Annotated in this window: 25 protein-coding genes; 13 read left to right on the forward strand and 12 right to left on the reverse strand. The window is 67.8% G+C overall.

Annotation, left to right across the window (positions count from 1 at the left end; genetic code table 11):
* Positions 1-872: DUF6531 domain-containing protein (locus tag QCE62_RS24740; protein WP_309924181.1), on the reverse strand; the 872-nt coding region annotated here is incomplete at its 3' end.
* A 32-nt stretch (positions 873-904) separates the two neighbouring features.
* Here QCE62_RS24740 and QCE62_RS24745 point away from each other — a divergent pair.
* The 4 genes from QCE62_RS24745 to QCE62_RS24760 all read left to right on the forward strand — a co-directional run bounded on the left by QCE62_RS24745 (position 905) and on the right by QCE62_RS24760 (position 2,635).
* On the forward strand, positions 905-1,045 hold the full coding sequence (locus QCE62_RS24745; RefSeq protein WP_309924183.1) for a hypothetical protein: 141 nt from the start codon (positions 905-907) through the stop codon (positions 1,043-1,045).
* A gap of 228 nt (positions 1,046-1,273) precedes the next feature.
* Positions 1,274-1,561, forward strand: a complete 288-nt coding sequence (locus QCE62_RS24750) for a hypothetical protein (RefSeq protein ID WP_309924185.1) — start codon at positions 1,274-1,276, stop codon at positions 1,559-1,561.
* Entirely contained in the window at positions 1,534-1,968 is a 435-nt protein-coding gene (locus QCE62_RS24755) for a hypothetical protein (RefSeq protein ID WP_309924187.1), read from the forward strand. The genes QCE62_RS24750 and QCE62_RS24755 overlap by 28 nt, the downstream gene beginning before the upstream one ends.
* A gap of 280 nt (positions 1,969-2,248) precedes the next feature.
* A complete protein-coding gene (locus QCE62_RS24760; RefSeq protein WP_309924189.1) occupies positions 2,249-2,635 on the forward strand; it encodes a hypothetical protein in 387 nt (128 codons plus the stop codon).
* Between the two features lie 33 nt (positions 2,636-2,668).
* On the opposite strand, the gene QCE62_RS24765 is transcribed toward QCE62_RS24760, so the two are convergent.
* The 5 genes from QCE62_RS24765 to QCE62_RS24785 form a co-directional block, all read right to left on the reverse strand.
* Entirely contained in the window at positions 2,669-3,904 is a 1,236-nt protein-coding gene (locus QCE62_RS24765; protein WP_309924191.1) for an MFS transporter, read from the reverse strand.
* Positions 3,901-5,121, reverse strand: a complete 1,221-nt coding sequence (locus QCE62_RS24770) for a YbfB/YjiJ family MFS transporter (protein WP_309924195.1) — start codon at positions 5,119-5,121, stop codon at positions 3,901-3,903. The genes QCE62_RS24765 and QCE62_RS24770 overlap by 4 nt, the downstream gene beginning before the upstream one ends.
* A gap of 133 nt (positions 5,122-5,254) precedes the next feature.
* Entirely contained in the window at positions 5,255-6,169 is a 915-nt protein-coding gene (locus QCE62_RS24775) for a LysR family transcriptional regulator (RefSeq protein ID WP_309924198.1), read from the reverse strand.
* A 70-nt stretch (positions 6,170-6,239) separates the two neighbouring features.
* Positions 6,240-6,659: an organic hydroperoxide resistance protein gene (locus tag QCE62_RS24780; RefSeq protein WP_309924200.1), complete on the reverse strand. Its 420-nt coding sequence runs from the start codon at positions 6,657-6,659 to the stop codon at positions 6,240-6,242.
* 44 nt (positions 6,660-6,703) lie between these two features.
* Positions 6,704-6,976: a hypothetical protein gene (locus QCE62_RS24785; RefSeq protein WP_309924202.1), complete on the reverse strand. Its 273-nt coding sequence runs from the start codon at positions 6,974-6,976 to the stop codon at positions 6,704-6,706.
* A gap of 325 nt (positions 6,977-7,301) precedes the next feature.
* Here QCE62_RS24785 and QCE62_RS24790 point away from each other — a divergent pair, with 325 nt between their 5' ends.
* Genes QCE62_RS24790 through QCE62_RS24800 form a run of 3 tightly spaced genes read left to right on the forward strand, consistent with a single transcriptional unit; the run spans position 7,302 to position 9,536 of the window.
* On the forward strand, positions 7,302-7,445 hold the full coding sequence (locus tag QCE62_RS24790; RefSeq protein ID WP_309924204.1) for a hypothetical protein: 144 nt from the start codon (positions 7,302-7,304) through the stop codon (positions 7,443-7,445).
* Positions 7,432-8,172, forward strand: a complete 741-nt coding sequence (locus tag QCE62_RS24795) for a response regulator (protein ID WP_309924206.1) — start codon at positions 7,432-7,434, stop codon at positions 8,170-8,172. The genes QCE62_RS24790 and QCE62_RS24795 overlap by 14 nt, the downstream gene beginning before the upstream one ends.
* Positions 8,169-9,536, forward strand: coding sequence for a HAMP domain-containing sensor histidine kinase (locus tag QCE62_RS24800; protein ID WP_309924209.1), 1,368 nt, complete (start codon positions 8,169-8,171; stop codon positions 9,534-9,536). The genes QCE62_RS24795 and QCE62_RS24800 overlap by 4 nt, the downstream gene beginning before the upstream one ends.
* Here QCE62_RS24800 and QCE62_RS24805 read toward each other — a convergent pair whose 3' ends face one another.
* The 6 genes from QCE62_RS24805 to QCE62_RS24830 form a co-directional block, all read right to left on the reverse strand.
* A complete protein-coding gene (locus QCE62_RS24805) occupies positions 9,537-10,313 on the reverse strand; it encodes a glycosyltransferase family 2 protein (protein ID WP_309924210.1) in 777 nt (258 codons plus the stop codon).
* A gap of 62 nt (positions 10,314-10,375) precedes the next feature.
* Positions 10,376-11,191, reverse strand: coding sequence for a lysophospholipid acyltransferase family protein (locus QCE62_RS24810; protein ID WP_309924212.1), 816 nt, complete (start codon positions 11,189-11,191; stop codon positions 10,376-10,378).
* Positions 11,184-12,041 (reverse strand): MipA/OmpV family protein, encoded by an 858-nt coding sequence (locus QCE62_RS24815; protein ID WP_309924214.1) that lies wholly within the window; start codon positions 12,039-12,041, stop codon positions 11,184-11,186. The genes QCE62_RS24810 and QCE62_RS24815 overlap by 8 nt, the downstream gene beginning before the upstream one ends.
* Positions 12,038-13,366 carry an NAD(P)/FAD-dependent oxidoreductase gene (locus QCE62_RS24820; protein ID WP_309924216.1) on the reverse strand — a complete coding sequence of 443 codons (1,329 nt, stop codon included), beginning with the start codon at positions 13,364-13,366 and terminating at the stop codon, positions 12,038-12,040. The genes QCE62_RS24815 and QCE62_RS24820 overlap by 4 nt, the downstream gene beginning before the upstream one ends.
* 41 nt (positions 13,367-13,407) lie before the next feature.
* The gene (gene fabG, locus QCE62_RS24825) at positions 13,408-14,124 is read right to left on the reverse strand and encodes a 3-oxoacyl-ACP reductase FabG (protein ID WP_309924218.1); all 717 of its coding nucleotides are present in this window, start codon (positions 14,122-14,124) and stop codon (positions 13,408-13,410) included.
* A gap of 118 nt (positions 14,125-14,242) precedes the next feature.
* On the reverse strand, positions 14,243-14,503 hold the full coding sequence (locus QCE62_RS24830) for a phosphopantetheine-binding protein (protein WP_309907769.1): 261 nt from the start codon (positions 14,501-14,503) through the stop codon (positions 14,243-14,245).
* A gap of 460 nt (positions 14,504-14,963) precedes the next feature.
* Between QCE62_RS24830 and QCE62_RS24835 the strand changes: the two genes are divergently transcribed.
* From QCE62_RS24835 to QCE62_RS24860, 6 genes are read left to right on the forward strand one after another with little or no spacing between them, the layout of a single operon-like run.
* Entirely contained in the window at positions 14,964-15,614 is a 651-nt protein-coding gene (locus QCE62_RS24835; RefSeq protein WP_309924220.1) for a hypothetical protein, read from the forward strand.
* A gap of 20 nt (positions 15,615-15,634) precedes the next feature.
* A complete protein-coding gene (locus QCE62_RS24840; RefSeq protein WP_309924221.1) occupies positions 15,635-17,305 on the forward strand; it encodes an AMP-binding protein in 1,671 nt (556 codons plus the stop codon).
* A gap of 20 nt (positions 17,306-17,325) precedes the next feature.
* Positions 17,326-18,315, forward strand: a complete 990-nt coding sequence (locus tag QCE62_RS24845; protein ID WP_309925285.1) for an acyl-CoA synthetase — start codon at positions 17,326-17,328, stop codon at positions 18,313-18,315.
* A gap of 4 nt (positions 18,316-18,319) precedes the next feature.
* Positions 18,320-18,913 carry a LolA-related protein gene (locus QCE62_RS24850; RefSeq protein ID WP_309924223.1) on the forward strand — a complete coding sequence of 198 codons (594 nt, stop codon included), beginning with the start codon at positions 18,320-18,322 and terminating at the stop codon, positions 18,911-18,913.
* Between the two features lie 5 nt (positions 18,914-18,918).
* On the forward strand, positions 18,919-21,321 hold the full coding sequence (locus tag QCE62_RS24855; protein WP_309924225.1) for an MMPL family transporter: 2,403 nt from the start codon (positions 18,919-18,921) through the stop codon (positions 21,319-21,321).
* On the forward strand, positions 21,318-22,139 hold the full coding sequence (locus tag QCE62_RS24860; protein WP_309924227.1) for a polysaccharide deacetylase family protein: 822 nt from the start codon (positions 21,318-21,320) through the stop codon (positions 22,137-22,139). The genes QCE62_RS24855 and QCE62_RS24860 overlap by 4 nt, the downstream gene beginning before the upstream one ends.
* Positions 22,140-22,146 lie beyond the last annotated feature (7 nt).

Here is a 22,146-nt window from a genome sequence, read left to right on the forward strand (position 1 = left end):
CGGTTCCACACGAGCGGCAGCCGTCCCGGCACGGTGAAATCGTGCTGCTGCACCACGACCTCACCCGTGATGCCGTTGACCGGTTCGCCAAAGACCCATTGAGCGACGAGTCTGACGAAGTTGCCCCATCGTCCGTTGCCCACGCGATCCTGAATCGCTCTGGACACGTGGCAGGCACGCGACGGTTTGGACAGGCCATGCGAGAAGGCTGCACGCATCGCCATGCCCGCGAGCGCCGCGATGCTGGGCACGGGCGGACCGCCCACCAGCACCGGACGGGATGCCGGAATCGGCAGCATGATCGAGGTGGGCAGCGACATGCTTCCACGCCGGGTGTGCTCACTGTTGTGTGACAGCGAAAGCATGCCCGTGAACCAGCAGGTCAGCGCGGGCAGCACCGCATAGGCCATAGGATCACCGTTGGCCTGCACGGTCATGCTGCCTAGGAAGGCCTCGCCGTTACCCGCGGGCTTGGGCGCATCAGAGCCAGTAAAGACACCGCCGATCGGAAAATGCAGCCCAGGCAGATGCATGGTCTGCGTGCCGGCGGTCGAGCGCATCAGGCCGTTGATCCAGATCGGACCACCGCCACCGCCGGCAGTCACCGCAGCGGCCATCGCGCCCGCCGCGACCGCCGCCGCGCTCACACTGCGCATCCCAAGCTTGACGATGGCTCCCGCACTCATCGCCATCATGCCCGTCGACACCATGCTGCCGACACCTTCCGGCAGCGTCGACAGGTATTCCATCGGATCGAGCACGAAGCCCACGTGCGGATGCGGCAGCGGCATGACGACGCCCGCAGGCGTCTGAATCAGATGCACGTCCACGCCGACGACGGGCGTCAGGTGCGTGACCGCCGGCATGCCCATCAGACTTCTTCCCTGCCGATTGACTGCTGAACATGGATTTCCGCCATGCTCAGCTTGAGATCGATCCGGCAATGGTCAACCAGATGGATAAGGTGCCCTGTCTGCATCATGCGCCCGAAGCCTCGTTGATCGAAGCTATCAAGCCTCCTGCATCCAGGCCTGCAACGGAATGATTAAAGTCTGAATTGTGAAATTGATGAAGGGAAGCAGATGCGCTGCATTCCCGGGGACAGTTCCGACAGCTTCTTGATGGCCCTTGCCACTACCCCAACCAATGCCGCGATCACGCCCGGGCCCATCGTTCCAAACCGACACTGTGATGGCGGCGCGTCGTGCGGCCGTGTTGCCGGTGGCGGCGGCACGCATCCCATTTCCTCAACTTCCTCGAACAGGAGAATGCCATGCGCGTTGGTCAGAGCCCCTATCCTCAGCAAACCACCACCGACTATCTCGATCCTCAAAGTCATCAGAACCTGAACCGCGTCACTCAGAAACCCGACGGCGGTTACAGCGTTAAGGACTATAACGGCCGCCGCAACGTCGGCTCGCTGCACGAATACGACGCCTCGCGCAAGCCCCTCCAGTCGACGGTTTCGATCCCGGCGAAGGCCGGGGCGGCACGCTTACCAAGGTCAAGTTCCATCCCGACGGCAGTCGCACGGTGTCCAAGCTGGGGCAGAACGCGTTGATGACTTATGACGTCGGCAAGGATGGCAAGGATGGCAAGGAAACGAATATTCAAAGCCGGCCATTGACGGCGAATGAATTTCGGGATTATTTGAAGTGGCGATCCGAGGCTGACACGCCGGAAAACGGAGCCGATACGCAATCGGAGGCCGCGCCTTCACCTCAGGCAGCAACTCAGCAACAGACGGCCCAGGCTCCCGAGCCTCCGGCTCAGCAACCCATGGACGATGCCTCACAGAACGCCGGGCAGCAGCCGACGATGACCCCGCAGACCGCGCTCCAGCAGCAACCGGCGACGGCCATGCAAACCGCAGCGCAGCGGCAGACAACACCCGATCAGCAGACCGCCTTGCAGCCGTTGAAGCGACCACGCAGAGTTATTTCGATCCGCAAAGCGGCCGCGAATTGAACCGCCTGGTTACACGGCCTGACGGCAGTCACACCATTTACTCGTTCAACGAAAATGGCAAGGAAGCGAGACAGGACAGCTTTGACAGCAGCGGCAAGCCCACGCATTTGATCGGCTACGATCACGGCGAGGGTCCGGGGGGGACGTTGACGGTTTCCAACTTCAAGAACGACGGCCGCGACGTAACGAAGGCGAATCAAGCCGGCATGACAACTACTCGGTCGACGCCAACGGCAACGAGTCGAATATTCATGGGCAGGCGCTGACGCCGCAAAACAACGTGAACTATGCGACATGGCAGCAGCCGGGCGCCGCGGCACCACAGCTCGCCAGCGCACAGGCGCAGACTCCAACGCGGTTGCAGTTGGCACCGGCTCCGACGCAACAGCAGCAGCCGGCAACACAGACTCCGTCGCAACAGGATCAACGGGATCAACAGGATCAACAGGAGCAACAGGAGCAACAGCCAACACAAACTCCGACACAGCAGCAACAGCCGGAAGCCCTGCCCTCCGCTGAGCAAACGCCCGCCGCAGCCGACCCTGCCAACCAGCCCGACACCACGGCTGTGAACAGCGACGCTCCGGCCAAGGAAGCTCCGGAAGCCCCCACCGCTTCACAACCGGACACAAACTCCGTCGATACGTCCTCCACCCAGAGCGACTAACCTTCCCAGGCGCGCCCACCCGGGCGCCGAACCTCACCGCGTGCGCGCCCACCCCGCAAGCCCCGCGCACGCGATCAACAAACTGCCCGTCACAAAAAACACCGAATGCAGGCCGAGCATCACGCCGATCTGCCCGCCGATCACCGGCCCGATCACCTGTCCGCTGAACTGCGCGGATTGCAGATATCCGAGCAGCGTGCCGCTGCTGTTCTCATCGACGGCACTGCGCGCGAGCTTGGCGATGGACGGCAGCAGTCCCGCCAGCGTCATGCCCATCACCACGCGCAGTCCGGCGAGCTGCCACCAGTGGTGCACAAAGGCTTGCGGCAGCATCGCGAAACCCGTCAGCACGAGACAGCCGACGATCACGTTCCAGCTGCCGATACGATCCGCCAGCGCGCCCAGCCGCGCCGCCGTCAACATGCTGCCAAGCGCCGAGCACGCCATCACGAGGCCCGCGATGCGCGTCACGTGATCGCCCGCCACGCCGAGACCGCTGATGTACACCGTGATGATCGGCTCGATCGACATGTTGGCGAGCAGCACCATCATCGCCGTCGCGAGCAGCGCGGCGACCACCGCGTAATTCGTGCGCCGGGCCGGTTCGGCAACATGGCGCGCGCCGCGGCGCTTGGCATCGCCGGGATGGAAGTCCTCCCTGACGAACACGATGCTCAGCAGCGCGGCCACCGCGATCATCCCCGCGCCCGCGAAGAAGGTCCCGCGTATGCCGATCAGCCCAGGCAGGAACCCGCCCACCAGCGGCCCGGCGAGATTGCCGGCGAGCGCGCCCGTCGAGAGAATCCCGAGCGCCCAGCCCGCACGTTCGCGCGGGGCCTGCGTGCCGATCAGCACCGTCGAGGCCGACGCATAGCCGCCGATCAACCCCGCCAGCAGCCGCAGCGCCACGAGCTCATACACCGAATGCGCGACGCCGATCAGCGACATCACCACCGCCATGCCGATGGCGGCGCGCACGAGCATCGGCTTGCGGCCGTAGCGGTCGGCGAGCCGGCCCCAGAGCGGCGCGGTGACGGCGGTGCCGAGAAAGGTCGCGCTGAACGCGACGCCTGACCACTGGATCACACCCGCCTGCGACTCGACGCCCAGCTGCCGTACGTAGAGCGGCAGGAACGGCAGCAGCATGCTGAGACTGACGAGCGTCGTGAAGGAACCGAACACGCACACCGCGAGATTGCGCCGCCAGTAGCCGGCGTTGCGTTCGGCGTAGCCAGCAGGCGGCACGGCCGCTGACATGATCTGGCTCATCGCGTTTCTCCCCGTGTCGCCGCGAACAGGTCGATGGCGAGCGCCATCACGAGCGCCCCCGCGCCGATGCCGAACAGCAAGCGGTAGTCGCCGCCGCTGTTCGCAAAGAGAAACGACATGCCGTACGCCGCGAGCGCCTGCAGGATGGCGAAGGACGTCGTCGCGGTGCGCCACGCGCCCTTCTGCTCCGCCGGATGATGCGCGAGCAGTTCGTTGACCCGCCCCAGCACGAGCGGCACGATGCCCGGCGTGAACGCGCCGACCATCACGCTCGACACCATCAGCAGCGCCGTGTTCGAGGTCAGCGCGGGAATCGCGACGGCCAAGGCCTGCAGCAGATAAGCCACGCGCAGTGCCGGCCCGAAGCCGGCGCGATCGGCGAGATGACCGGCCAGCAACGGCCCGGCAATCGCGCCGATGCCGTACAGCACCCAGAACTCGGCGCCGGCATCGACACCCTTGCCGAGACCGCGCGCGACGAAATCCACCAGGAAAATCATGTGCGGCACCAGACCGGCCGCGTTCAGCGCGTATTCGGCGAAGAGCGCGCGCAACGCGGTCGGCCGCGCGGCCTTCGCGTGACGGCGCGGCGCTGCTTGAGTCACATGAGTCACATGAGCGGGTGCATCCTGCGCAGGCCAGCCCCGCCACGCGACAACGGTCAGCAGCAGCGACACCACCGCGAGCCCGAGCCACGTCGCCGTGAGTCCATGCCGCAGCAGCAACGGCACGATCGTGCCCGAGGCCGCGATGCCCAGCCCGATGCCCGTGAAGATCGCCCCGCTCGCAAAGCCGCGCCGCGCGGGCGCGACGTGCGCGATGATCGTCGGCGCGGCGAGTACCATCAGCGCGCCGCCCGCGATGCCCGAGAGAAAGCGCCACGCGAAGAACCATACGAACGACAGCGGGATCGCGCAGGCGACGAATGCCAGCGTGGCGAGCACCATCATCGCGCGCAGCACCGTCGCGGCGCGCGCGTGGCGGGCGAAGACACCCGCCATCAACGCGCCGGCGAGATAGCCGCCGAGATTGGCCGCGCCGAGATAGGCGGCCGTCGAGGCCGGAAACCACTGCGCGCCGATGATCGCCGGCAACAGCGGCGTGTACGCAAAACGCGCCAGCCCGATGCCCACCAGACTTGCACTCGCGCCGGCCAGCACGCCGCGCCACACCTGAAACGTGCTGCGTTCCGTCCGATTGAAAACTGCATCACTCATACCGCCTCCACGACTGCGGCGAACGCGGTCTACGCATCCTGCCCATGGAGTCAATATAGTTTCAACCGGATGTCGAGAGAATCAGCACTCAATGGAAGACACTCTTCCGAGCGGCGGTTGAATCACATGAAAATCAATCCAGTCGCAGCCGCTTGAATTCGCGGCGCAGGCGCGGTGTCGCGAAATCGACGAATGCGCGCACCTTCGGCACGGCAAGGCGTCCGTGCGGTGTGAGCAGATGTACGGGCAACGGCGCGTGCTCGCGATCATCGAGCACGATCTGCAGCGACGCATCGCGCACTTCCTTCGCGACGTGATACGAGAACAGCCGCACGAGGCCGTGCCCATCCACCGCCGAAGCAATCGCCGCCCGCACCGTATTGACGATGAAACGCGGCGCGAACTGCACGACTTGCGGAATCGCCACGCCGCCCGAGGTTGGAAAGCTCCACGAATCCAGGCCGAAATGGGTCATCGAGACAATCTCGTGGCGGGCGAGATCGGCGGGCTGGAGAATCGGCGGATGCTTCGCCAGATAGCGCGGCGACGCCGCCACGACGCGCCGCACCTCGCCCACTGGCACCGCCACCAGGGTCGAGTCCGGCAGATGCCCGATGCGCAGCGCGATATCGATGCCCTCGTCGATCAGGCTCACCGGCCGGTCCAGCAGTTGCAGCCGCACGGAAACCGCCGGAAAGCGCGCGATGAAGTCGTCGAGCATGGGGCGCAGCAGATCTTCGCCCGCCGCGACCGGCGCGGTCAGCGTCAACAGGCCGCGCGGCGCGGAGCGTTCGTGGGCGATCAGGAGATCGGCTTCCTCGAGATCGGTGAGGATCCGGCGGCACGCGGCGGCATAGCGCTCGCCGGCGTCGGACAGCTTGATGGTGCGCGTCGTGCGATGCAGCAGCGCCGTGCCCGTGTGCTCCTCCAGGAACGCAATCGCCCGGCTCACGGCGGCGGGCGAGCGGCCGAGCCGCCGTCCCGCGCCCGCCAGGCTGCCTTCGTCCAGCGTGGCGATGAAGACTTTCATCGCGTCGATTCGGTCCATTGGAGGATCGGCGGCGCCGGGTCGTCTTGAGAAGCGCCCAGTCTAACGCGGGCGCCCCTTCCGGGCCGCGTCAGACCACGGTGATCGTCACGTCGATATTGCTCTTCAGCGCCTTCGAATACGGACAGGTCTGATGCGCCATCTGCGCGATCTCTTCGGCCAGTGCGCGCTCGATGCCCGGCAGGCTCACGTTCAGGCGCGCACGCAGCAGATAGGCATCGCCGTTCATGCCGAGATCCACTTCCGCGTCGACGGCCGTCCCGGCGGGCAGGCGCGTCTTCAGTTTCGCGGCGGCCTTGCCCATCGCGCCGATGAAGCACGCCGACCAGCCCGCGGCCAGCATCTGTTCCGGATTCGTGCCCGGTCCGGTCGAGCCCGGCGGCGAGAGCTTCACGTCGAGACGGCCGTCGGTGCTGCGCGCATGGCCTTCGCGGCCGCCGACGACGCGGGTCTTGCCGGTGTACAGCACGGTATCGATCTGAGTGGTCATGATTAATCCCTGTCCTCTGTTGATGACTGATTGAACTGAATGGTTTAGTGATGAGCGAACAGCCGGGCGGTGTCGCTGACCGCCACGGCGCGCGCGCCGGATTGCGACCGGGTGTCGTCCATGCCGCCGTAGGCCTCGGCCGGCGCGGCTGCGGCTTCCTGCGCGAGGGTCTGCACGCTGACGCCGCGCTGCGAGGCGGGCGCGCCGGCCAGCGGGTCGTAGTGCGGCGCGGGGCCGTAGCCGCTGCTGGCGAAAGCGGAACCGGTGGCGGCCGCGCTGGCGGCGATGATGGCGGCGGTAACGAAGTGCTTGATCATGATCGGTGCTCCATACGAGAGAGTGATTAGGGATGACGGGTGCGTCGGCTGAAAGTCCCTGCTGCGCCGTCGGTGGATGCATTTGAATGCCCGGAGGTATCCGGCATGTGTCCGGCAAGCAGGTCCGCTGCAATGTTTTGTATCGGCCACGCGGCAGATACAGTGAGATACGAAGGCCGCGCGCGCCGCCGTTCGCCGCGACATGCGATGGCAACCTTATGTATCGCCCGGCATGCGGGATACACTGCGATACAAACCATCCGCCGGGACGCGCTATAACGCATTCATCGACGCAAGCAACGCGTCACCCGCCGGAGCTTCCCGCATGAAACGCTTGCTCGCGATGTTCGCCTTCCTCGCAGGCGGCCTCGCCACCGAATTGGCCCATCCGGTCCAGTGCCTGCTCGTCAATCCGGGCCGGATGCAATCCTGGCGTCAACGACCACGGTCCATCGATGGAAAACACTGACCACGTATTGATCGTCGACGACGATCGCGGGATCCGCGAACTGCTCGCGTCCTATCTCGAGAAGAACGGCATGCGCGTGTCGCTGGCCGCCAATGGCCGGCAGATGCGCACAGTGCTGGAGCAAGGCGCGCCGGACCTGATCGTGCTCGACCTGATGCTGCCCGGCGAAGACGGTCTCGTGCTGTGCCGCGAACTGCGCGCGGGCAAGTTCCGCGACGTGCCGGTGCTGATGCTCACCGCGCGCAACGAGGAAGCGGACCGGATTCTCGGCCTCGAAATGGGCGCCGACGACTACCTGCCCAAACCCTTCGCGGTGCGCGAGTTGCTGGCGCGCATCAAGTCGGTGTTGCGCCGCACGCGCATGCTGCCGCCCGGCATGGAAGTGAGCGAATCGAGCCCGATGCTCGGCTTCGGCGACTGGAAACTCGATACCACCGCGCGTCATCTGCTGGACGCCGAAGGCACGATGGTCTCGCTGTCCGGCGCGGAATACCGGCTGCTGCGCGTGTTTCTCGATCATCCGCAACGCGTGCTGACGCGCGATCAACTGCTGAATCTGACCCAGGGACGCCAGGCCGACGCCTTCGACCGCAGCATCGACCTGCTCGTGTCGCGCGTGCGCCAGCGGCTGCGCGACACCGCGCGCGAGCCGCGTTACATCAAGACGCTGCGCAGCGAAGGCTATGTGTTTTCTGCCGAAGTCAAACCGCTCGGACCCTCAGAATGAGCACACTATCCACCGCTTCCACGACTGCCGCCGCCGCTCCGGCTGCGGCGCTGCTGCGCGGGCCGCGCACGCTGTTCGCGCGACTCGCGCTGATTCTCGTCGTCGGGCTGGCGCTCGCGCAGACCTTTTCGTTCCTGCTGACCATGCACGAACGCGACGACTCGATGACCCACATGATGGTCGGCTACGTCGAGCGTGAGGTGGCCACGTCGGTCGCGCTGCTCGATCACCTGCCGCCGGACGAACGCGCGCAATGGCTGCCGCGCCTCGCGCGACGCAGCTACAGCTTCGTCCTCGGGCCGGGCGAGAGCGGCACGCCGCCCGCCGCGCCGCTCTCGGCGCGCTTCGCGCAATCGATGGTCGCGGGCGCCGCAGCGGGCCTCGGCACGCACGTTCCGCCCACCGTGAACGCCGTGCCCGGCGGCAAGGAACACTTCCAGGTGCATCTGAAGCTCTCGGACGGCACGCCGCTCACCATCGACATGCGGCCGATGGTCGGCATGCCGCTGTCCGACTGGCTGCCGCTGGTGCTGCTGCTGCAGCTCGTCGTGCTGGGCGCGTGCTGCTGGCTCGCGGTGCGCATCGCGACCGGGCCCCTCAAGCAGCTCGCGCGCGCCGCTGACACCCTCGGCCCCGATCTCAAGGCCAGCCGCCTGCCGGAAAGCGGACCGGAGGAAGTGGCGCATGCAGCGAAAGCGTTCAACGCGATGCAGGACCGCGTCGCGATGTACATGACCCAGCGCATGCAGATTCTCGCGGCCATCACCCACGACCTGCAGACGCCGATCACGCGCATGCGGCTGCGCGTCGACACGATGGACGACGACGCCACCGGCGCGCGCCTGCGCCAGGACTTGCAGGAAATGGAATCGCTCGTGAAGGAAGGCGTGACCTACGCGCGCACGCTGCATGGCACCCAGGAAGCGCCGCGGCGCATCGACCCGGACGCGCTGTTCGAGAGCATCGCCGACGACTATCGCGATGCCGGGCAGGACGTGACGCTGCGCGGCAGCATCGGCGGCGCGCTGATGGCGCCGCCGCAGGCGCTCAAGCGCGTGGTGGGCAATCTCGTCGATAACGCGCTGAAGTATTCGGGCGCCGCCGAGATCGAGACCGGACGGCAGGACGACGGCCGCGCGTTCATCGCGGTGCTGGATCGCGGGCCGGGGATTCCCGAGGAGTCGCTCGCCGCCGTATTCGAGCCCTTCGTGCGGCTGGAGGAATCGCGCAACCGGCAGACGGGCGGCACCGGACTGGGACTTGCGATCGCCCGTCAGCTGACGCTCGCGATGGACGCCTCGCTGACGCTGCACCGGCGCGAAGGCGGCGGACTGGAAGCGCGGCTGGTGCTCAAGCCGGCGTAGTCATCGCCCCATGAGAGCCATGAGTCTGCGGACGGCCAGAAGCGGCAGCCGCAGCACGAAGCCCGCCAGCAGCCTGAGGTGCATCCACGTCAGCAGGAGGTTGTCACGGCCATACTGGAAGTGCGACACGCCGCCCTCTTCCGCCGTGAAATAACGCACCGGCGCGTCCAGGTTGATCGGGCGCACACCGCGCCAGCACAGCCGCACCACCGCTTCGGGATCGAAGTCGAAGCGGCGCATGAACGGCTGCGAGCGCATCACGGCGGCGAGCGGCGCGATCGGATAGACGCGAAAGCCGTACAGCGAATCGCCGATGCCCATCCACAGCGTCTCCAGATTCGCCCAGCCGTTCGATATGCGCCGGCCCTGCACGCGCAGTTGCGGCGCGCTCGCGTCGAAGCGCGGACGGCCGAGGATCATCGCGTCCGGCGCGGCGCGCGAGCTTTCCATGAATTGCGGAATCAGCGCGGCGGGATGCTGGCCGTCCGAGTCCATCGTCAGCGCGTGAGTGAAGCCCAGCCGCGCCGCTTCCTCCAGCCCTGCGAGAATCGCCGCGCCCTTGCCGCGGTTGTGCGGCAACACGATCACGCGCAGGCCCGCATCGGCTTCGGCCATCTGCGTCAGGCGTTCGGCGCTGCCGTCGGTGCTGCCGTCCACGACGACCCACACCGGATTCCACTGCTCGCGCGCGCCGCGCACGGTTTCCTCGACTTTCACACCGGGGTTGTAGCTCGGAATGAGGACGAGGTGCGTGGACGATGCGCGTGACGAAAGCATTGAGAAGAAATCGAACAGAACGGGATGCGACGAATTTTAACGGCTGCGGGACAACCCGCCCGTCAGCCGCGTGGACGATGCGGGTCCAGTTCGCCGGCATAGAAGCGCTGCAATTCGGCGATGAAGCCTTGCAGCGCGGCGTGATCGCGTGCCGGCGGCGCGAAGCGGCGGCCGAGCGTGACGCGATAGGTGATCGGCAGCGCGGGCTTGCGGAAGATCTGCCAGCCCTTGCCGAGAAAGCCCGAATCCGTCTCGATGATGAGCGTCTGCACCGGCGCCTGCGCGCGCGCCGCAATCAGCGCAATGCCGCCCTTCAGCGGATTCACGGACCCGGAGCCGACGCCGGTGCGCGTGCCTTCGGGAAACAGCAGCAGTGGACTGCCGCGCTGCAATTCGCCGACGGCCGCGCGAATCAGCCCGACCGGCGAGTCGTTGACGATATAGCCGGCGAGCAGCGCGCCCGGCCCGAGGAACACGTTGCCCGCGACATCGCCCTTCATCACGCAGCAGGTGTCCGGCACGCGCGACGCGATCAGCAATGCGTCGAGCAGGCACGGATGGTTCGGCGCGAGGATCATGGCCGGCTGGCCGGCGAGCGCATCGAGGGCCGAGAGATCGAAACGGCACGCGCCAAGCGAACGCAGCAGCACGAAATACAGATGCCAGACGCGCTGCACCGCCGCGCGGCCGACGCGCCGCCCGTCAGCGGCAGACAGCACGCGCCGCAGCAGCCACGCGAGCGGACACCACGTCAGACACACGAGCGCCAGCACCAGCAGCGCAAAGTAGAACGCCACGCATTGCCACGCGTATTCGAGCCCGCCGCCCGCCGTGATGCGTTCGCCCGCGCCGCCGATCTTGCGCTGCGCGTCACTCATCGCTCGCCACCATCTTCGACGACTGCCCGAACACCCACGCCACCGCGATGCCGCCCGACAGCACGCTCTTCTGCCGCACGAGCGGGCTGTCGTCGAAGTGCGCGCCCGCGAGATTCGCATAGCGCACGAACGCGCCGACCCAGTAGCGGCTGAAGCGCCGCGACATCGACACCTGCGCCTGCGAGCCGGCGTAACCGCCGCTCGCATGGAAGGCCGGACGCGCGGCGGTCGCGTATTGCGGGGCGACGGTGTAGTAGTGGTCGCTGTACTTGCTGTCGGCGAACATCGGGCCGGCGAATACGGCCGCGTGCAGCCCGGAGACGTGGCCGACGTCGGTGAAATCGAGATTCAGGTTCGGCGTGAACTGCCAGCCGACCGTCTTCGGCGACGACTCCAGCGTGATGCCCAACCGCACCGGCATGCGCAGGTCCAGTTGCATGTCGCGCGATGCCGAACGCCACAGATGCACCTCCACCGAAGGCCCGACCTCGATGGTCGGCTTCAGGTCGGGCATGCCGGCGCGGGCGTTGTCGTCGCGGCTCGACACGGGCAGCGAACCGAGCACGCTGATGTTGAAGTTCACGCGATCGGTGTCGAGCAGCTGGCCGCGCACGCCGTCGCGATCGGCGCGCAGATACTTGCCGCGGTAGACGATGTACGGAAACGGAAAGACCCACGCGCGCGTCTGGTCCGAGCCGGGATAGTGCGGAAACGCGGCCACGCCTGCGCCGACGCCCACTTCCCAGAGCGGCTTTGAAGGCGGCGGCGCTTCATCGGCTGCGGCGGAGGCCGTCATGACTAGCGCGAGCCACGCGAGATGCGCTGGACGGAACACGGTCGGCGTGATCAATTGGCCGGCCGCTCCATGTGCTCCGCCTCGCTCAGGTTGCGCCGCCGCATGCGCCACGCACGCAGCGAATTGCGAAAGTCGAGCGCCGCCGTCACGTAATAGACGCCCTTGAACGCGCGCAGCGAATGCCAGATCGGCGTCTTGCCGAAGATGTCGCCCGCCAGCAGCGACAGCAGCGCCTCCTTCATGCGCAGCGGATTGCGCGGGCCCATGAAGAGATTGCGCATCGTCGGCGACGTCATGCGATAGATGAACCACGAGAATTCGCGCGGGCCATGCCGCACGTCGCGGTCGAACTTCGCGAGCGCAGCCTGGGCGCGCGCCGGATGCGCCAGCGCCGTGTCGATGGCTTCCGCGCCCGCGAAGGCGCTTTGCATCGCCAGCATCACGCCGGAGGAGAACACCGGGTCGATGAAAGCGAAAGCATCGCCGAGCAGCAGGAAGTTCGGCCCGTGCGTCATCTCGCCGGTGTACGAATAATTGCCGGTGGCGTGGACTTCGCTGACGAGCTCGGCGTCCTTCAGGCGTTTCGCGAGCGGCGCGCACAGCGCGATGGTGTCGCGGAAAAACGCTTCCACCGAAGTGCCCTTCGGCCGCTGCCTGAGATACGCGGGCCACACCACCGCGCCGATGCTGGTCGTGCCGTCCACGAGCGGAATGAACCAGAACCAGCCGTGCTCGAACCAGAACACGGTGATGTTGCCTTCGTTCTCGCCGGGGTTGCGCTGTGCGTGGCGGAAGTGCGCATAGAGCGCCGACGAATTGTGCCGCTCGTTGCGCCGCTTGGTCTTGAAGTGATTGGCGAGCAGCGTGTCGCGGCCCGAGGCATCGACGACAAAACGCGCCTGCACCGTCTCACTGCGGCCGTCATCGTGCTCGGCGTGGATGGTTGCGCTCGCGCCGTCCGCCGCGAACACGACTTCGCGGGCGCGGCACCCTTCGCTCACTTCCGCGCCGTGGCGGGCCGCGTTGCGCAGCAGGATTTCGTCGAGTTCGGAGCGGCGCACCTGATAGGCGCTCGGCATCGACTTGTCCCAGGCGTCGGCGAACAGGAAGCGCTGCATGCGCCCGTCGTGCTGCGGCGACACGAATTCCGCCGCCAGCTTGACCATGCCGATGCGGCGAACCTCGTCGGCCACACCGAGTTGCTCGAACAGGCGCAGGTTCGCGGGCAACAGCGACTCGCCGATATGAAAGCGCGGATGCCGCGCCTTCTCCAGCACGCGCACGCGATAGCCGCGCCCGGCGAGCAGCGTCGCCGCCGTCGATCCGGCCGGTCCGCCGCCGATCACGGCCACGTCCCAGGCCTGCGTCGCTTCAGTCATCCACGCTCCTTGTTTTGTCTCGTTTCGGCAGATGCGCCGGTTCAGGCGATCCCGCCATTGATCGACAGCACTTGCCCGGTGACATACGCCGCCGCGTCCGACACCAGGTACGCGACCATGCCCGCGACTTCCTCCGCCGTGCCCGCGCGCTGCGCCGGCACCAGCTGCTTGATGCGCTCGGGTGGAAACGCCGCGCCGAGCATCGGCGAATCGATGACGCCGGGCGCCACCGCGTTCACCGTGATGCCGCGCGACGCCAGTTCCTGCGCGAGCGCCCGCGTCGCGCCGATCAGCCCGGCCTTCGCCGCGGCGTAATTGACCTGTCCGCGATTGCCCATCAGCCCCGCCACCGACGACAGATTGACGATGCGTCCGTGGCGTGTGCGGATCATCGGCAGGAGCAGGGGCTGGGTGACGTTGAAGAAGCCGTCGAGCGTGACATCGAGGACGCGTTTCCATTGCCGGCGCGTCATGCCGGCCATGGGCGCGTCGTCATGGATGCCGGCGTTGTTTACCAGGATCTGCACCGGCCCGTCCGTCAGGATGCGTTCGATGGCGTGCTGGGCGGCGTCGGGATGGGTGACGTCGAAGGCGATGGCGTGCGCCGTGCCGCCCGCCGTGCGAATGGACTCCACGCACGCTTCGGCCCGCTCGACGCCGCCGTTGGCGTGCACCCAGACTTCGTGTCCCGCGGCGGCCAGGGTCCGGCAGATGGCCTGTCCGATGGCGCCGCTGCCGCCCGTCACGAGCGCGCGCATGGCTCGGCTTGTGTCATCGATTGCACTCCGCTGGTTGATTGCGCCGTCCAGTCTCGAGGCACTGGATTTCACCCGCGTGAAGGCGCCCGAGCCAAGAGGCTGAGCGCCGTTATGGGGTCTAGCGCGTGCGATGCGCCGCGACGTGTGCCGCGAGCGCGCCCAGGCTGGCGAAAATCTTCTGGTTGTCGGGATTGTCCGAGCGCAGCTCGAACCCGTATTTTTTCGAGATCAGCAGCGCGATCTCGAGGATGTCGATGGAATCGAGCCCGAAACCTTCTTCATACAGACGCGTGTCGGCCGATACGGCCTTGGGATCGACGTCCTCGAGATTCAGATCGGCGACGATCAGCTCGGCCAGCTCTCTTTCCAGTTCGTTCATCGTATTTGCAGAGCGGCGCAAAAAAACGCGCCAAAGGCCGCCCGGCGATAGTGCCCCGCGCGCTTGCGCACGCTTCCGGCGGCCTGATTTCGAGATAATTGCGGTTCGCGAAATTCTAGACGAAGCCCCTTGGGACGCCTAGTAGGAAAGGTAACCGCTCGTACGGCAGGCCCCTATGCGAAATTTCTGAGAAGAATCAGTGATTTCCACGCGGGACCGGGCGCAGGTGGCCGTAGGGTAGAATCCGGCCCGTCCGACGGTTGTAAGAGCATCGAACAATCGGTTACAGACCGGGCGCGCACCCGCACGAGAAAATAAGCGTCAGGCAGGCGACTGCCGCATTTTTGTTCAACAAACGGGCGTTTTCGACAACGCCGCAGCCGCAATTCATGGTGCGTACTCTTTTTCTTCCGCGAGCCTGCTCGCAGCCGTTGGTGCATCTGCTTCCGGAGTCCGGCCGGTGAAGGCCGCCCGCGTCCTGCGCGCGGCGGGCGTCGTCGCCGGCATCGTCGCGTACCAGTGCGCCGCGCATTACGCGGTGTCCACGCCGGGCGCGCACGGCATCGGCCTGGCGCTGGTCCTCGCGCCGCTCGCGCTGATCCTTTTGAACGCCGCCGCGCGTTCCTCGGCGCGCGCCTGGCTGCTGCCGCTCTGGGCGCTGGCCGGCGTGGTGCTGTGGCTCGGACGGGCGCCGCTCGTCGAGCATTTCGGCTGGGGGTTGTGGATCGAGCACGCGGGCTTCAACCTCGCGCTCGCCTGGACCTTCGGACGCACCCTCGCGGCCGGTCGCGAGCCGCTCTGCACCCAGTTCGCCACCCTCGTCCACGGCCGCATCGAGCCGCGCGTGATGCGCTACACGCGCGGCGTCACGCTGGCGTGGACCCTGTTCTTCAGCGCCACGGCGCTGGTCTCCACGGTGCTGTTCGCGGGTGCGTCCATCGTCACGTGGTCGACGTTCGCGAACTATCTCGCGCTGCCGCTCGTCGGACTGATGTTCGTCGTCGAATATGCGTGCAGGCGCATCGCGCTGCCGGGCATGAAGCCGTCGAGCATCATGGACGCCGTCCGCGCGTATTCGCAGTCCACGCAGATGCGCCGCGGCGCGCCATGATCCCGCCGGGCCCGTTACTCATGCAGACCTTTCCGCTGGTTTTCCACGCATCGCCCGATCAGACGCTCGCCTGGCGCGATGGCGCGCCCGTCAGCGTCCGCGCGTTCCTCGCCGACGTGCGGCGCGTGGCCGCCGCGCTGCCCGAGGGCGGGCATGTGTTCAACGTCTGCGCGGACCGCTACCGCTTCACCGTGAGCCTGTGCGCGACGCTGTTATCGGGCCGCATCAGCCTGCTGCCGTCCACGCACACGCCCGAGATGGTGCGCGCGCTGGCGTCGTTCGCGCCCGACGCGTTCTGCCTGCACGACAGCGACGACTGCGCGATCGACCTGCCGCGCATGCGCTATCCCGAAGACGCCGCGCCCTGTGACGGCGCCGACGATCCCGATGTGCCGATGATCGGCGGCGCGCGCGTCGCGGCCTATGTGTTCACGTCGGGCTCGACCGGCGCGCCGGTGCCGCATCGCAAGACCTGGGGCTTCCTGGTGAAGAACGTGCGCGCGGCGGCGGCGCGTCTCGGTCTGCTCGGCGGCGCGCCCGCCACGCTCGTGGGCACAGTGCCGCCGCAGCATATGTACGGTTTCGAATCGACGGTGCTGCTCGCCCTGCTCGGCGGCCTCGCGTTCAGCAACCGCCAGCCGTTCTATCCGGTCGATATCCGCGCCGAACTCGCCGCCGTGCCCGAACCGCGCGTGCTGGTGAGCTCGCCGATCCACCTGCGCGCGCTGTTCGCCAACGAAGCGCCGCTGCCGCCCGCCGCGCTGGTGCTGTCCGCTACCGCGCCGCTGTCCGAGAAACTGGCGCTGGACGCCGAGGCGCGGCTCGCCGCGCCGCTGATGGAAATCTACGGCAGCACGGAAACCGGCCAGATCGCGACGCGCCGCACCTCGCGCGGGGCGGCGTGGGAATTGTTCCCCGATGTCACCCTGACGCCGCGCGCCGATGACAACGGCGACACCACCATGTGGGCCTCGGGCGGACACGTCGAGACGCCGGTGCCGATGGGCGACGCACTCGAACTCATCGACGGCGCTTTTTTCCTGCTGCACGGACGGCGTGCGGACCTGATCAACATCGCGGGCAAGCGCACTTCGCTGGCTTACCTGAATCATCAGCTGAATGCGATTCCGGGCGTCATCGACGGCGTGTTTCACATGCCCGACGACACCCACGCCGACGACGAACCCGTGCGCCGACTGATGGCGCTCGTCGTCGCGCCGGAACTCGACGCGGCGGAATTGCAACGCGCGTTGCGCGAACGCATCGACGCCGCGTTCATGCCGCGTCCGCTGCTGTTCTTCGATTCGCTGCCGCGCAACGCCACCGGCAAGCTGCCGCGCGACGTGCTGACGCGGCTGGTCGCGCAGGAACGCGGGCGGCGCGCGGCGCTGTCGTTTTCCGTGCCGCCCGGCCACCCCGCGCTCGCCGGGCACTTTCCGGGGCGGCCGATCGTGCCGGGCGTCGTGCTGCTCGATCACGCGCTCGATGCGCTCGGCATCGCGCTCGGTCAGCGTTTCGATGCCTGCCGGATCGATTCGGCCAAGTTCCTGAGTCCGGTGGCGCCGGGCGAGGCGCTGGACGTCGCGTATGAGACGGCGGCGAGCGGCGCGATCCGCTTCACGATCCGCGCGGGCGCGCGTGCGGTGGCGAGCGGTTCGCTTACCGCACCGTCCGCACGGTCCGCGACGTGAGCGACATGAAGCGCGCGCGCATGAACCGCGACGACTGGGCCGAGCGCCAGGAACGCAGCAATTTCGCGTTGCTGCGCTTCATGACGTGGATTTCGCTGCGCTTCGGCCGGCGCGCCGGGCGCGTCCTGCTGCGGCTCATCACCGCTTATTTCGTGCTGTTCTCGCCGGCGGCGCGACGCGCGTCGCGCAGCTATCTGAATCGCGCGCTCGGGCGGCATGCGGGCTGGCGCGACGGCTATCGGCATGTGTTTTCGTTCGCCTCGACGATCCACGACCGCATCTACCTGCTCAACGATCGCTTTGACCTGTTCGACATCCGCACCCACGGCGTCGCGGACGTCGAGGCCGTGCTCGCGGACGGCGGCGGCGCGTTCCTGATGGGCGCGCATCTCGGCAGCTTCGAGGTGGTGCGGGCGATCGGCCGGGCGCAGCCACACATTCGCATTGCGATCACGATGTACGAGGAGAACGCGCGCAAGATCAACGCGATCCTCGCCGCGATGAATCCCGCCGCGCATCACGACGTGATTGGCCTCGGCAAGGTGGACGCGATGCTCAAGGTGCGCGAGCGGCTCGATGCCGGCAGCCTCGTCGGCATCCTGGCGGACCGCACGCTGCGCCAGGCCGGCGACACGCTCAAGGAACGCGACTTCCTTGGCGCGCCTGCCGCGTTTCCGCTCGGCCCGCTGCACATGGCGGCAGTGTTGCGGCGGCCGGTCATCTTCATGACGGGGCTGTATCTCGGCGGCAACCGCTACGATATCCACTTCGAGACGCTCGCCGATTTCTCGAAAGTGGAACGCGGCGAGCGCGCCGCCGCCGTCGATGCCGCGCTCACGCGTTACGTGGCCTTGCTGGAGAAGTATTGCCGGGCGGCGCCGTACAACTGGTTCAACTATTTCGACTTCTGGCAGGCCAATGCGGCGTCCGCGCCGCAACGCGCGGCCAAGGCATCCGGCGCCGCCCAGGCTGCAGATGCCTGCGTGCCCGAAGTCGCACGGGATTCCTGAGCTTATGCGAGTTTTGATCGCGGCCCTGACCGCTGCGCTGGTGTGCGGCGCTTCCTCACTCGCCACCGCCGCCGACGCGCCTTCCTCCGCGTGGACGCTCGACCGCCTGATGAACACGCTCGGCGCGAAGAAATCCGGCCGCGCGCATTTCACCGAGACGCGCTATCTGAAGATCGCGCAGGAGCCGCTGGAGTCGTCGGGCGAACTGGTGTTCGTCGCCCCGGATCATCTGGAAAAGCATACGGTCAGTCCGAAGCCGGAGAACCTGGTCGTCGATGGCGACATGCTCACCGTCGACCGCAACGGCCATACGATCACCATTCCGCTGCGCAATTACCCCGAACTGGGCGCGTTCATCGAGAGCATCCGCGCGACGCTCGCCGGCAACCGCTTCGCGCTGGAGCAGGCGTACCGGGTGTCGGTGACGGGCAAGGGCAACGACTGGACGCTGACGCTCGTGCCGATCGATTCGCGCATGCAGAAGAAGGTCAGTGAAATCACGCTCGCCGGGACCGGCGCGGCGCTGGCGCGCGTCGAGATCAGACAGGCCGACGGCGATCATTCGCTGATGCGCCTGCAAGACGCTTCCGCCCACTGACGCCGATGTCCTCAGGCGCGCGCGGCCTCGTCGCGGTGTGGCGGGTGCTGCGCCAGCCCGCCGTGATCCTCTGGGTGTGCCTGCTCGCGGCGTGCGCGGGCGTGATTGCGCGCACGCAGTTTTCCGCCGATCTCTCCGCCTTCCTGCCGCGCACGCCGAGCGAACAGCAACGCGTGCTGGTCGAGCAACTGCGCGACGGACTGGTGTCGCGGCTGATTCTCGTCGGCATCGAGGGCGGCGACGCGGCCGGGCGCGCCGAGGTGTCGCGCAAGCTGGCGGCGACGCTGCGCAATGACGCGCGTTTCTCCGCGATCCATAACGGCGAGCCGGTCGCGCAGGCGCGCGACGAGCGCTTCGTGTTCGAGCATCGCTATCAGTTGAGCCCTGACGTGACGCCCGAGCGTTTCAGCGAGGCGGGCCTCAAGGATGCGCTGGCGGGCAGCCTCGACCTGCTCGAATCGTCGGCGGGCATGATGGCGAAGGACCTGCTGCCGCACGATCCGACCGGCGAAGTCACCGCGCTCGTCAGCCAGCTCGACAGCGGCGCGCAGCCGCCGTTGCAAGATGGCGCGTGGGCGTCGCGCGACGGCCGGCGCGCCGTGCTGCTCGCGCAGACCGCCGCCGCCGGCTCCGATACCGACGCACAGTCCGCCGCGCTCGGCGCCCTTCAACATGCCTTCCGGCAGGCCGCGCCGGCGGCGTCGCCGTATCGGCTGCTGCTGACGGGGCCCGGTGTGTTCGCCGTCGAGACCCGCGACACCATCATGCGCGAGGTGCGCTGGCTGTCGGCGGCGAGCATCGCGTTGATCGTCGTGTTGCTGCTGGCCGTGTACCGCTCGCTGCCTACCCTCTTGCTCGGCCTGATGCCGGTGCTGACGGGCGTCGCGGCCGGGGTCGCCGCCGTGAGCCTCGTGTTCGGCACGGTGCATGGACTGACGCTGGGCTTCGGCACGACGCTGATCGGCGAGGCTGTCGACTATTCCATCTACCTCTTCGTGCAGTCCGCCGGCATCCGTTTCGGCGGCCGGCGCGAGTCGCTCAAGGACTGGGTCGCGGGCTTCTGGCCGACCATCCGTCTGGGCGTGCTGACGTCGATCTGCGGCTACGCGTCGATGCTCTTCTCGGGCTTTCCGGGCCTCGTGCAACTCGGGCTGTATTCGATCGTCGGCCTGGCGACGGCGGGCGTCGTCACGCGTTTCGTGCTGCCGTATCTGCTCCCGGCCAACTTCACGATTCGCGATGTCTCGCGCCTCGGCACGCTGCTCGCGCGCGGTGCGGCGCGCGCCTCGAAGCTGCGCGGCGCGCTCGCGGTGCTGCTGATCGCCGCGCTCGCCGTGCTGCTGATGCAGCGCCACGGCCTGTGGAGCCAGGAACTCGCGGCGCTGAGTCCGGTGCCGAAGGCCAGCCAGGATCTCGATGCCCGCCTGCGCGCGGATGTCGGCGCGCCGGACGTGCGCTATCTCGTGGTGGTGTCAGCGGCGACGGAGCAGGCGGCGCTCGAACGCGCGGAGGCGGTCGCGCGGCCATTGCAGCCGCTCGTCGATGCACACGTGATCGCTGGTTTCGAAAGCCCGGCGCGCTATCTGCCAAGCGAGGCGGCGCAGCGCGCGCGCATCGCCAGCCTGCCGCCCGCCGACACACTGCGCACGCGGCTCGCCGACGCGCTGCGCGAGCAGACCGTTCGTATCAAGCCGGAGGTGTTCGAGCCGTTCATCGCCGATGTCGACACGGCCCGCGCCCAGCCGCCGTTGCATCGCGCCGACTTGCAGGGCACGTCGATGGCGCTGGCCGTCGATTCGCTGCTCACCGGAAGCAATGGCCGCTGGACCGCGATGCTGCCGCTGCGCGCCGCCGCGGGATCGGACCTGCAGGCGCAGCGGATTCGCGCGGCGCTGGCGGAGGCGCACGTGCCCGACGCGCTGTTCGTCGACATGAAAGCCGAAGCCGACCGGCTCTACCAGAACTACGTGCACGAGGACATCCGGCTGTCGCTGGGCGGCTTTGCGGCGATCGTCGTGCTGCTCGTGCTCGCGCTGCGCTCGCCGGTGCGCGCGGCCCGCACGCTGGCGCCGCTGGTGGCGGCGGTGATCGTCGTGATCGCCGGGCTGGCGGCGGCGGGCAAGGCGCTGACGATCCTGCATCTGATCGGCATGCTGCTGATCGTCGCGGTCGGCTCGAACTACGCACTGTTCTTCAATTACCGCCCGCACGGCGAACGCGGCGCCGTTTCGCCGCAGACGCTCGTCTCGCTGCTGATCGCCAATCTCGCGACGGTGCTCGGCTTCGGCCTGCTCGCGTTGTCGCATGTGCCGATGCTCGAAACCTTCGGACTCACGGTCGGCCCCGGCGCGATTCTCGCGCTGCTGTTCTCGGCGATTCTCGCGCCGCGTGCGGAGTCCCGGCGATGACTTCGCCGCTTGCACCGCCCGGACAGCCGCGCCGCTGGCGTGCCACGCCGCTCGTCGGCGGCGCGGCGGCCGTGCATGCGGGCGCGCTGGCCGCGCTGCTGGCGGCGCCCGCAAGCTGGCCGTGGGCGGCGGGCGGCGTCGTGGCCTCGCATCTGGCGCTGACGGCGGCGGGACTCTGGCCGCGCAGCGCGCTGCTCGGCCACAACTGGACGACGTTGCCGGACGCGGCCGGCGCGTGCGTGGCGATCACCATCGACGACGGTCCTTCTCCCGAAGTCACGCCGCGCGTGCTCGACCTGCTCGACCGGCATCAGGCTCGCGCGACCTTCTTCTGCATCGGCGAGCGGGCGCGCGAACATCCGGACATCGTGCGGGAAATCGTTGCGCGCGGGCATGCGGTGGAGAACCACAGCCAGCGGCATCGGCATCATTTTTCGCTGCTGGGGCCGCGCGCGTTGCGGCGCGAGATCGAAGCCGCGCAGGACACGCTCGGCGATATCGCGGGCACGCGGCCGCTGTTCTTCCGCGCTCCGGCCGGCCTGCGCAATCCGTTTCTTGAGCCGGTGCTGTGCGGGCTCGGCCTGCATCTCGCCAGCTGGACGCGGCGCGGCTTCGACACCCGCACCGGCGACGCGGCGCTCGTCGCGCGCCGTCTGCTGGACGGCTTTGCGCCGCGCGACATCCTGCTGCTGCACGACGGCCACACCGCCCGCGATGCATCCGGCGCGCCGGTCATCCTCGCCGCGCTCGACACCGTGTTGCACGCGGCCGGCGCGCGCAGCCTCGCGGCCGTCACCTTGCGCGAGGCGATCGCGTAGACTGCAC

The organism is Caballeronia sp. LZ033 (assembly GCF_031451265.1).
Taxonomy (GTDB): domain Bacteria; phylum Pseudomonadota; class Gammaproteobacteria; order Burkholderiales; family Burkholderiaceae; genus Caballeronia.

Bases quoted from the DNA above. Each gene is read 5' to 3' on its own strand.
- QCE62_RS24745 (WP_309924183.1), top strand. From the start codon at position 905: ATGGATTTCCGCCATGCTCAGCTTGAGATCGATCCGGCAATGGTCAAC.
- QCE62_RS24750 (WP_309924185.1), top strand. From the start codon at position 1,274: ATGCGCGTTGGTCAGAGCCCCTATCCTCAGCAAACCACCACCGACTAT.
- QCE62_RS24765 (WP_309924191.1), bottom strand. From the start codon at position 3,904: ATGAGCCAGATCATGTCAGCGGCCGTGCCGCCTGCTGGCTACGCCGAA.
- QCE62_RS24770 (WP_309924195.1), bottom strand. From the start codon at position 5,121: ATGAGTGATGCAGTTTTCAATCGGACGGAACGCAGCACGTTTCAGGTG.
- QCE62_RS24775 (WP_309924198.1), bottom strand. From the start codon at position 6,169: ATGGACCGAATCGACGCGATGAAAGTCTTCATCGCCACGCTGGACGAA.
- QCE62_RS24780 (WP_309924200.1), bottom strand. From the start codon at position 6,659: ATGACCACTCAGATCGATACCGTGCTGTACACCGGCAAGACCCGCGTC.
- QCE62_RS24785 (WP_309924202.1), bottom strand. From the start codon at position 6,976: ATGATCAAGCACTTCGTTACCGCCGCCATCATCGCCGCCAGCGCGGCC.
- QCE62_RS24790 (WP_309924204.1), top strand. From the start codon at position 7,302: ATGAAACGCTTGCTCGCGATGTTCGCCTTCCTCGCAGGCGGCCTCGCC.
- QCE62_RS24795 (WP_309924206.1), top strand. From the start codon at position 7,432: ATGGAAAACACTGACCACGTATTGATCGTCGACGACGATCGCGGGATC.
- QCE62_RS24800 (WP_309924209.1), top strand. From the start codon at position 8,169: ATGAGCACACTATCCACCGCTTCCACGACTGCCGCCGCCGCTCCGGCT.
- QCE62_RS24805 (WP_309924210.1), bottom strand. From the start codon at position 10,313: ATGCTTTCGTCACGCGCATCGTCCACGCACCTCGTCCTCATTCCGAGC.
- QCE62_RS24810 (WP_309924212.1), bottom strand. From the start codon at position 11,191: ATGAGTGACGCGCAGCGCAAGATCGGCGGCGCGGGCGAACGCATCACG.
- QCE62_RS24820 (WP_309924216.1), bottom strand. From the start codon at position 13,366: ATGACTGAAGCGACGCAGGCCTGGGACGTGGCCGTGATCGGCGGCGGA.
- fabG (WP_309924218.1), bottom strand. From the start codon at position 14,124: ATGCGCGCGCTCGTGACGGGCGGCAGCGGCGCCATCGGACAGGCCATC.
- QCE62_RS24830 (WP_309907769.1), bottom strand. From the start codon at position 14,503: ATGAACGAACTGGAAAGAGAGCTGGCCGAGCTGATCGTCGCCGATCTG.
- QCE62_RS24840 (WP_309924221.1), top strand. From the start codon at position 15,635: ATGCAGACCTTTCCGCTGGTTTTCCACGCATCGCCCGATCAGACGCTC.
- QCE62_RS24845 (WP_309925285.1), top strand. From the start codon at position 17,326: ATGAACCGCGACGACTGGGCCGAGCGCCAGGAACGCAGCAATTTCGCG.
- QCE62_RS24850 (WP_309924223.1), top strand. From the start codon at position 18,320: ATGCGAGTTTTGATCGCGGCCCTGACCGCTGCGCTGGTGTGCGGCGCT.
- QCE62_RS24855 (WP_309924225.1), top strand. From the start codon at position 18,919: ATGTCCTCAGGCGCGCGCGGCCTCGTCGCGGTGTGGCGGGTGCTGCGC.
- QCE62_RS24860 (WP_309924227.1), top strand. From the start codon at position 21,318: ATGACTTCGCCGCTTGCACCGCCCGGACAGCCGCGCCGCTGGCGTGCC.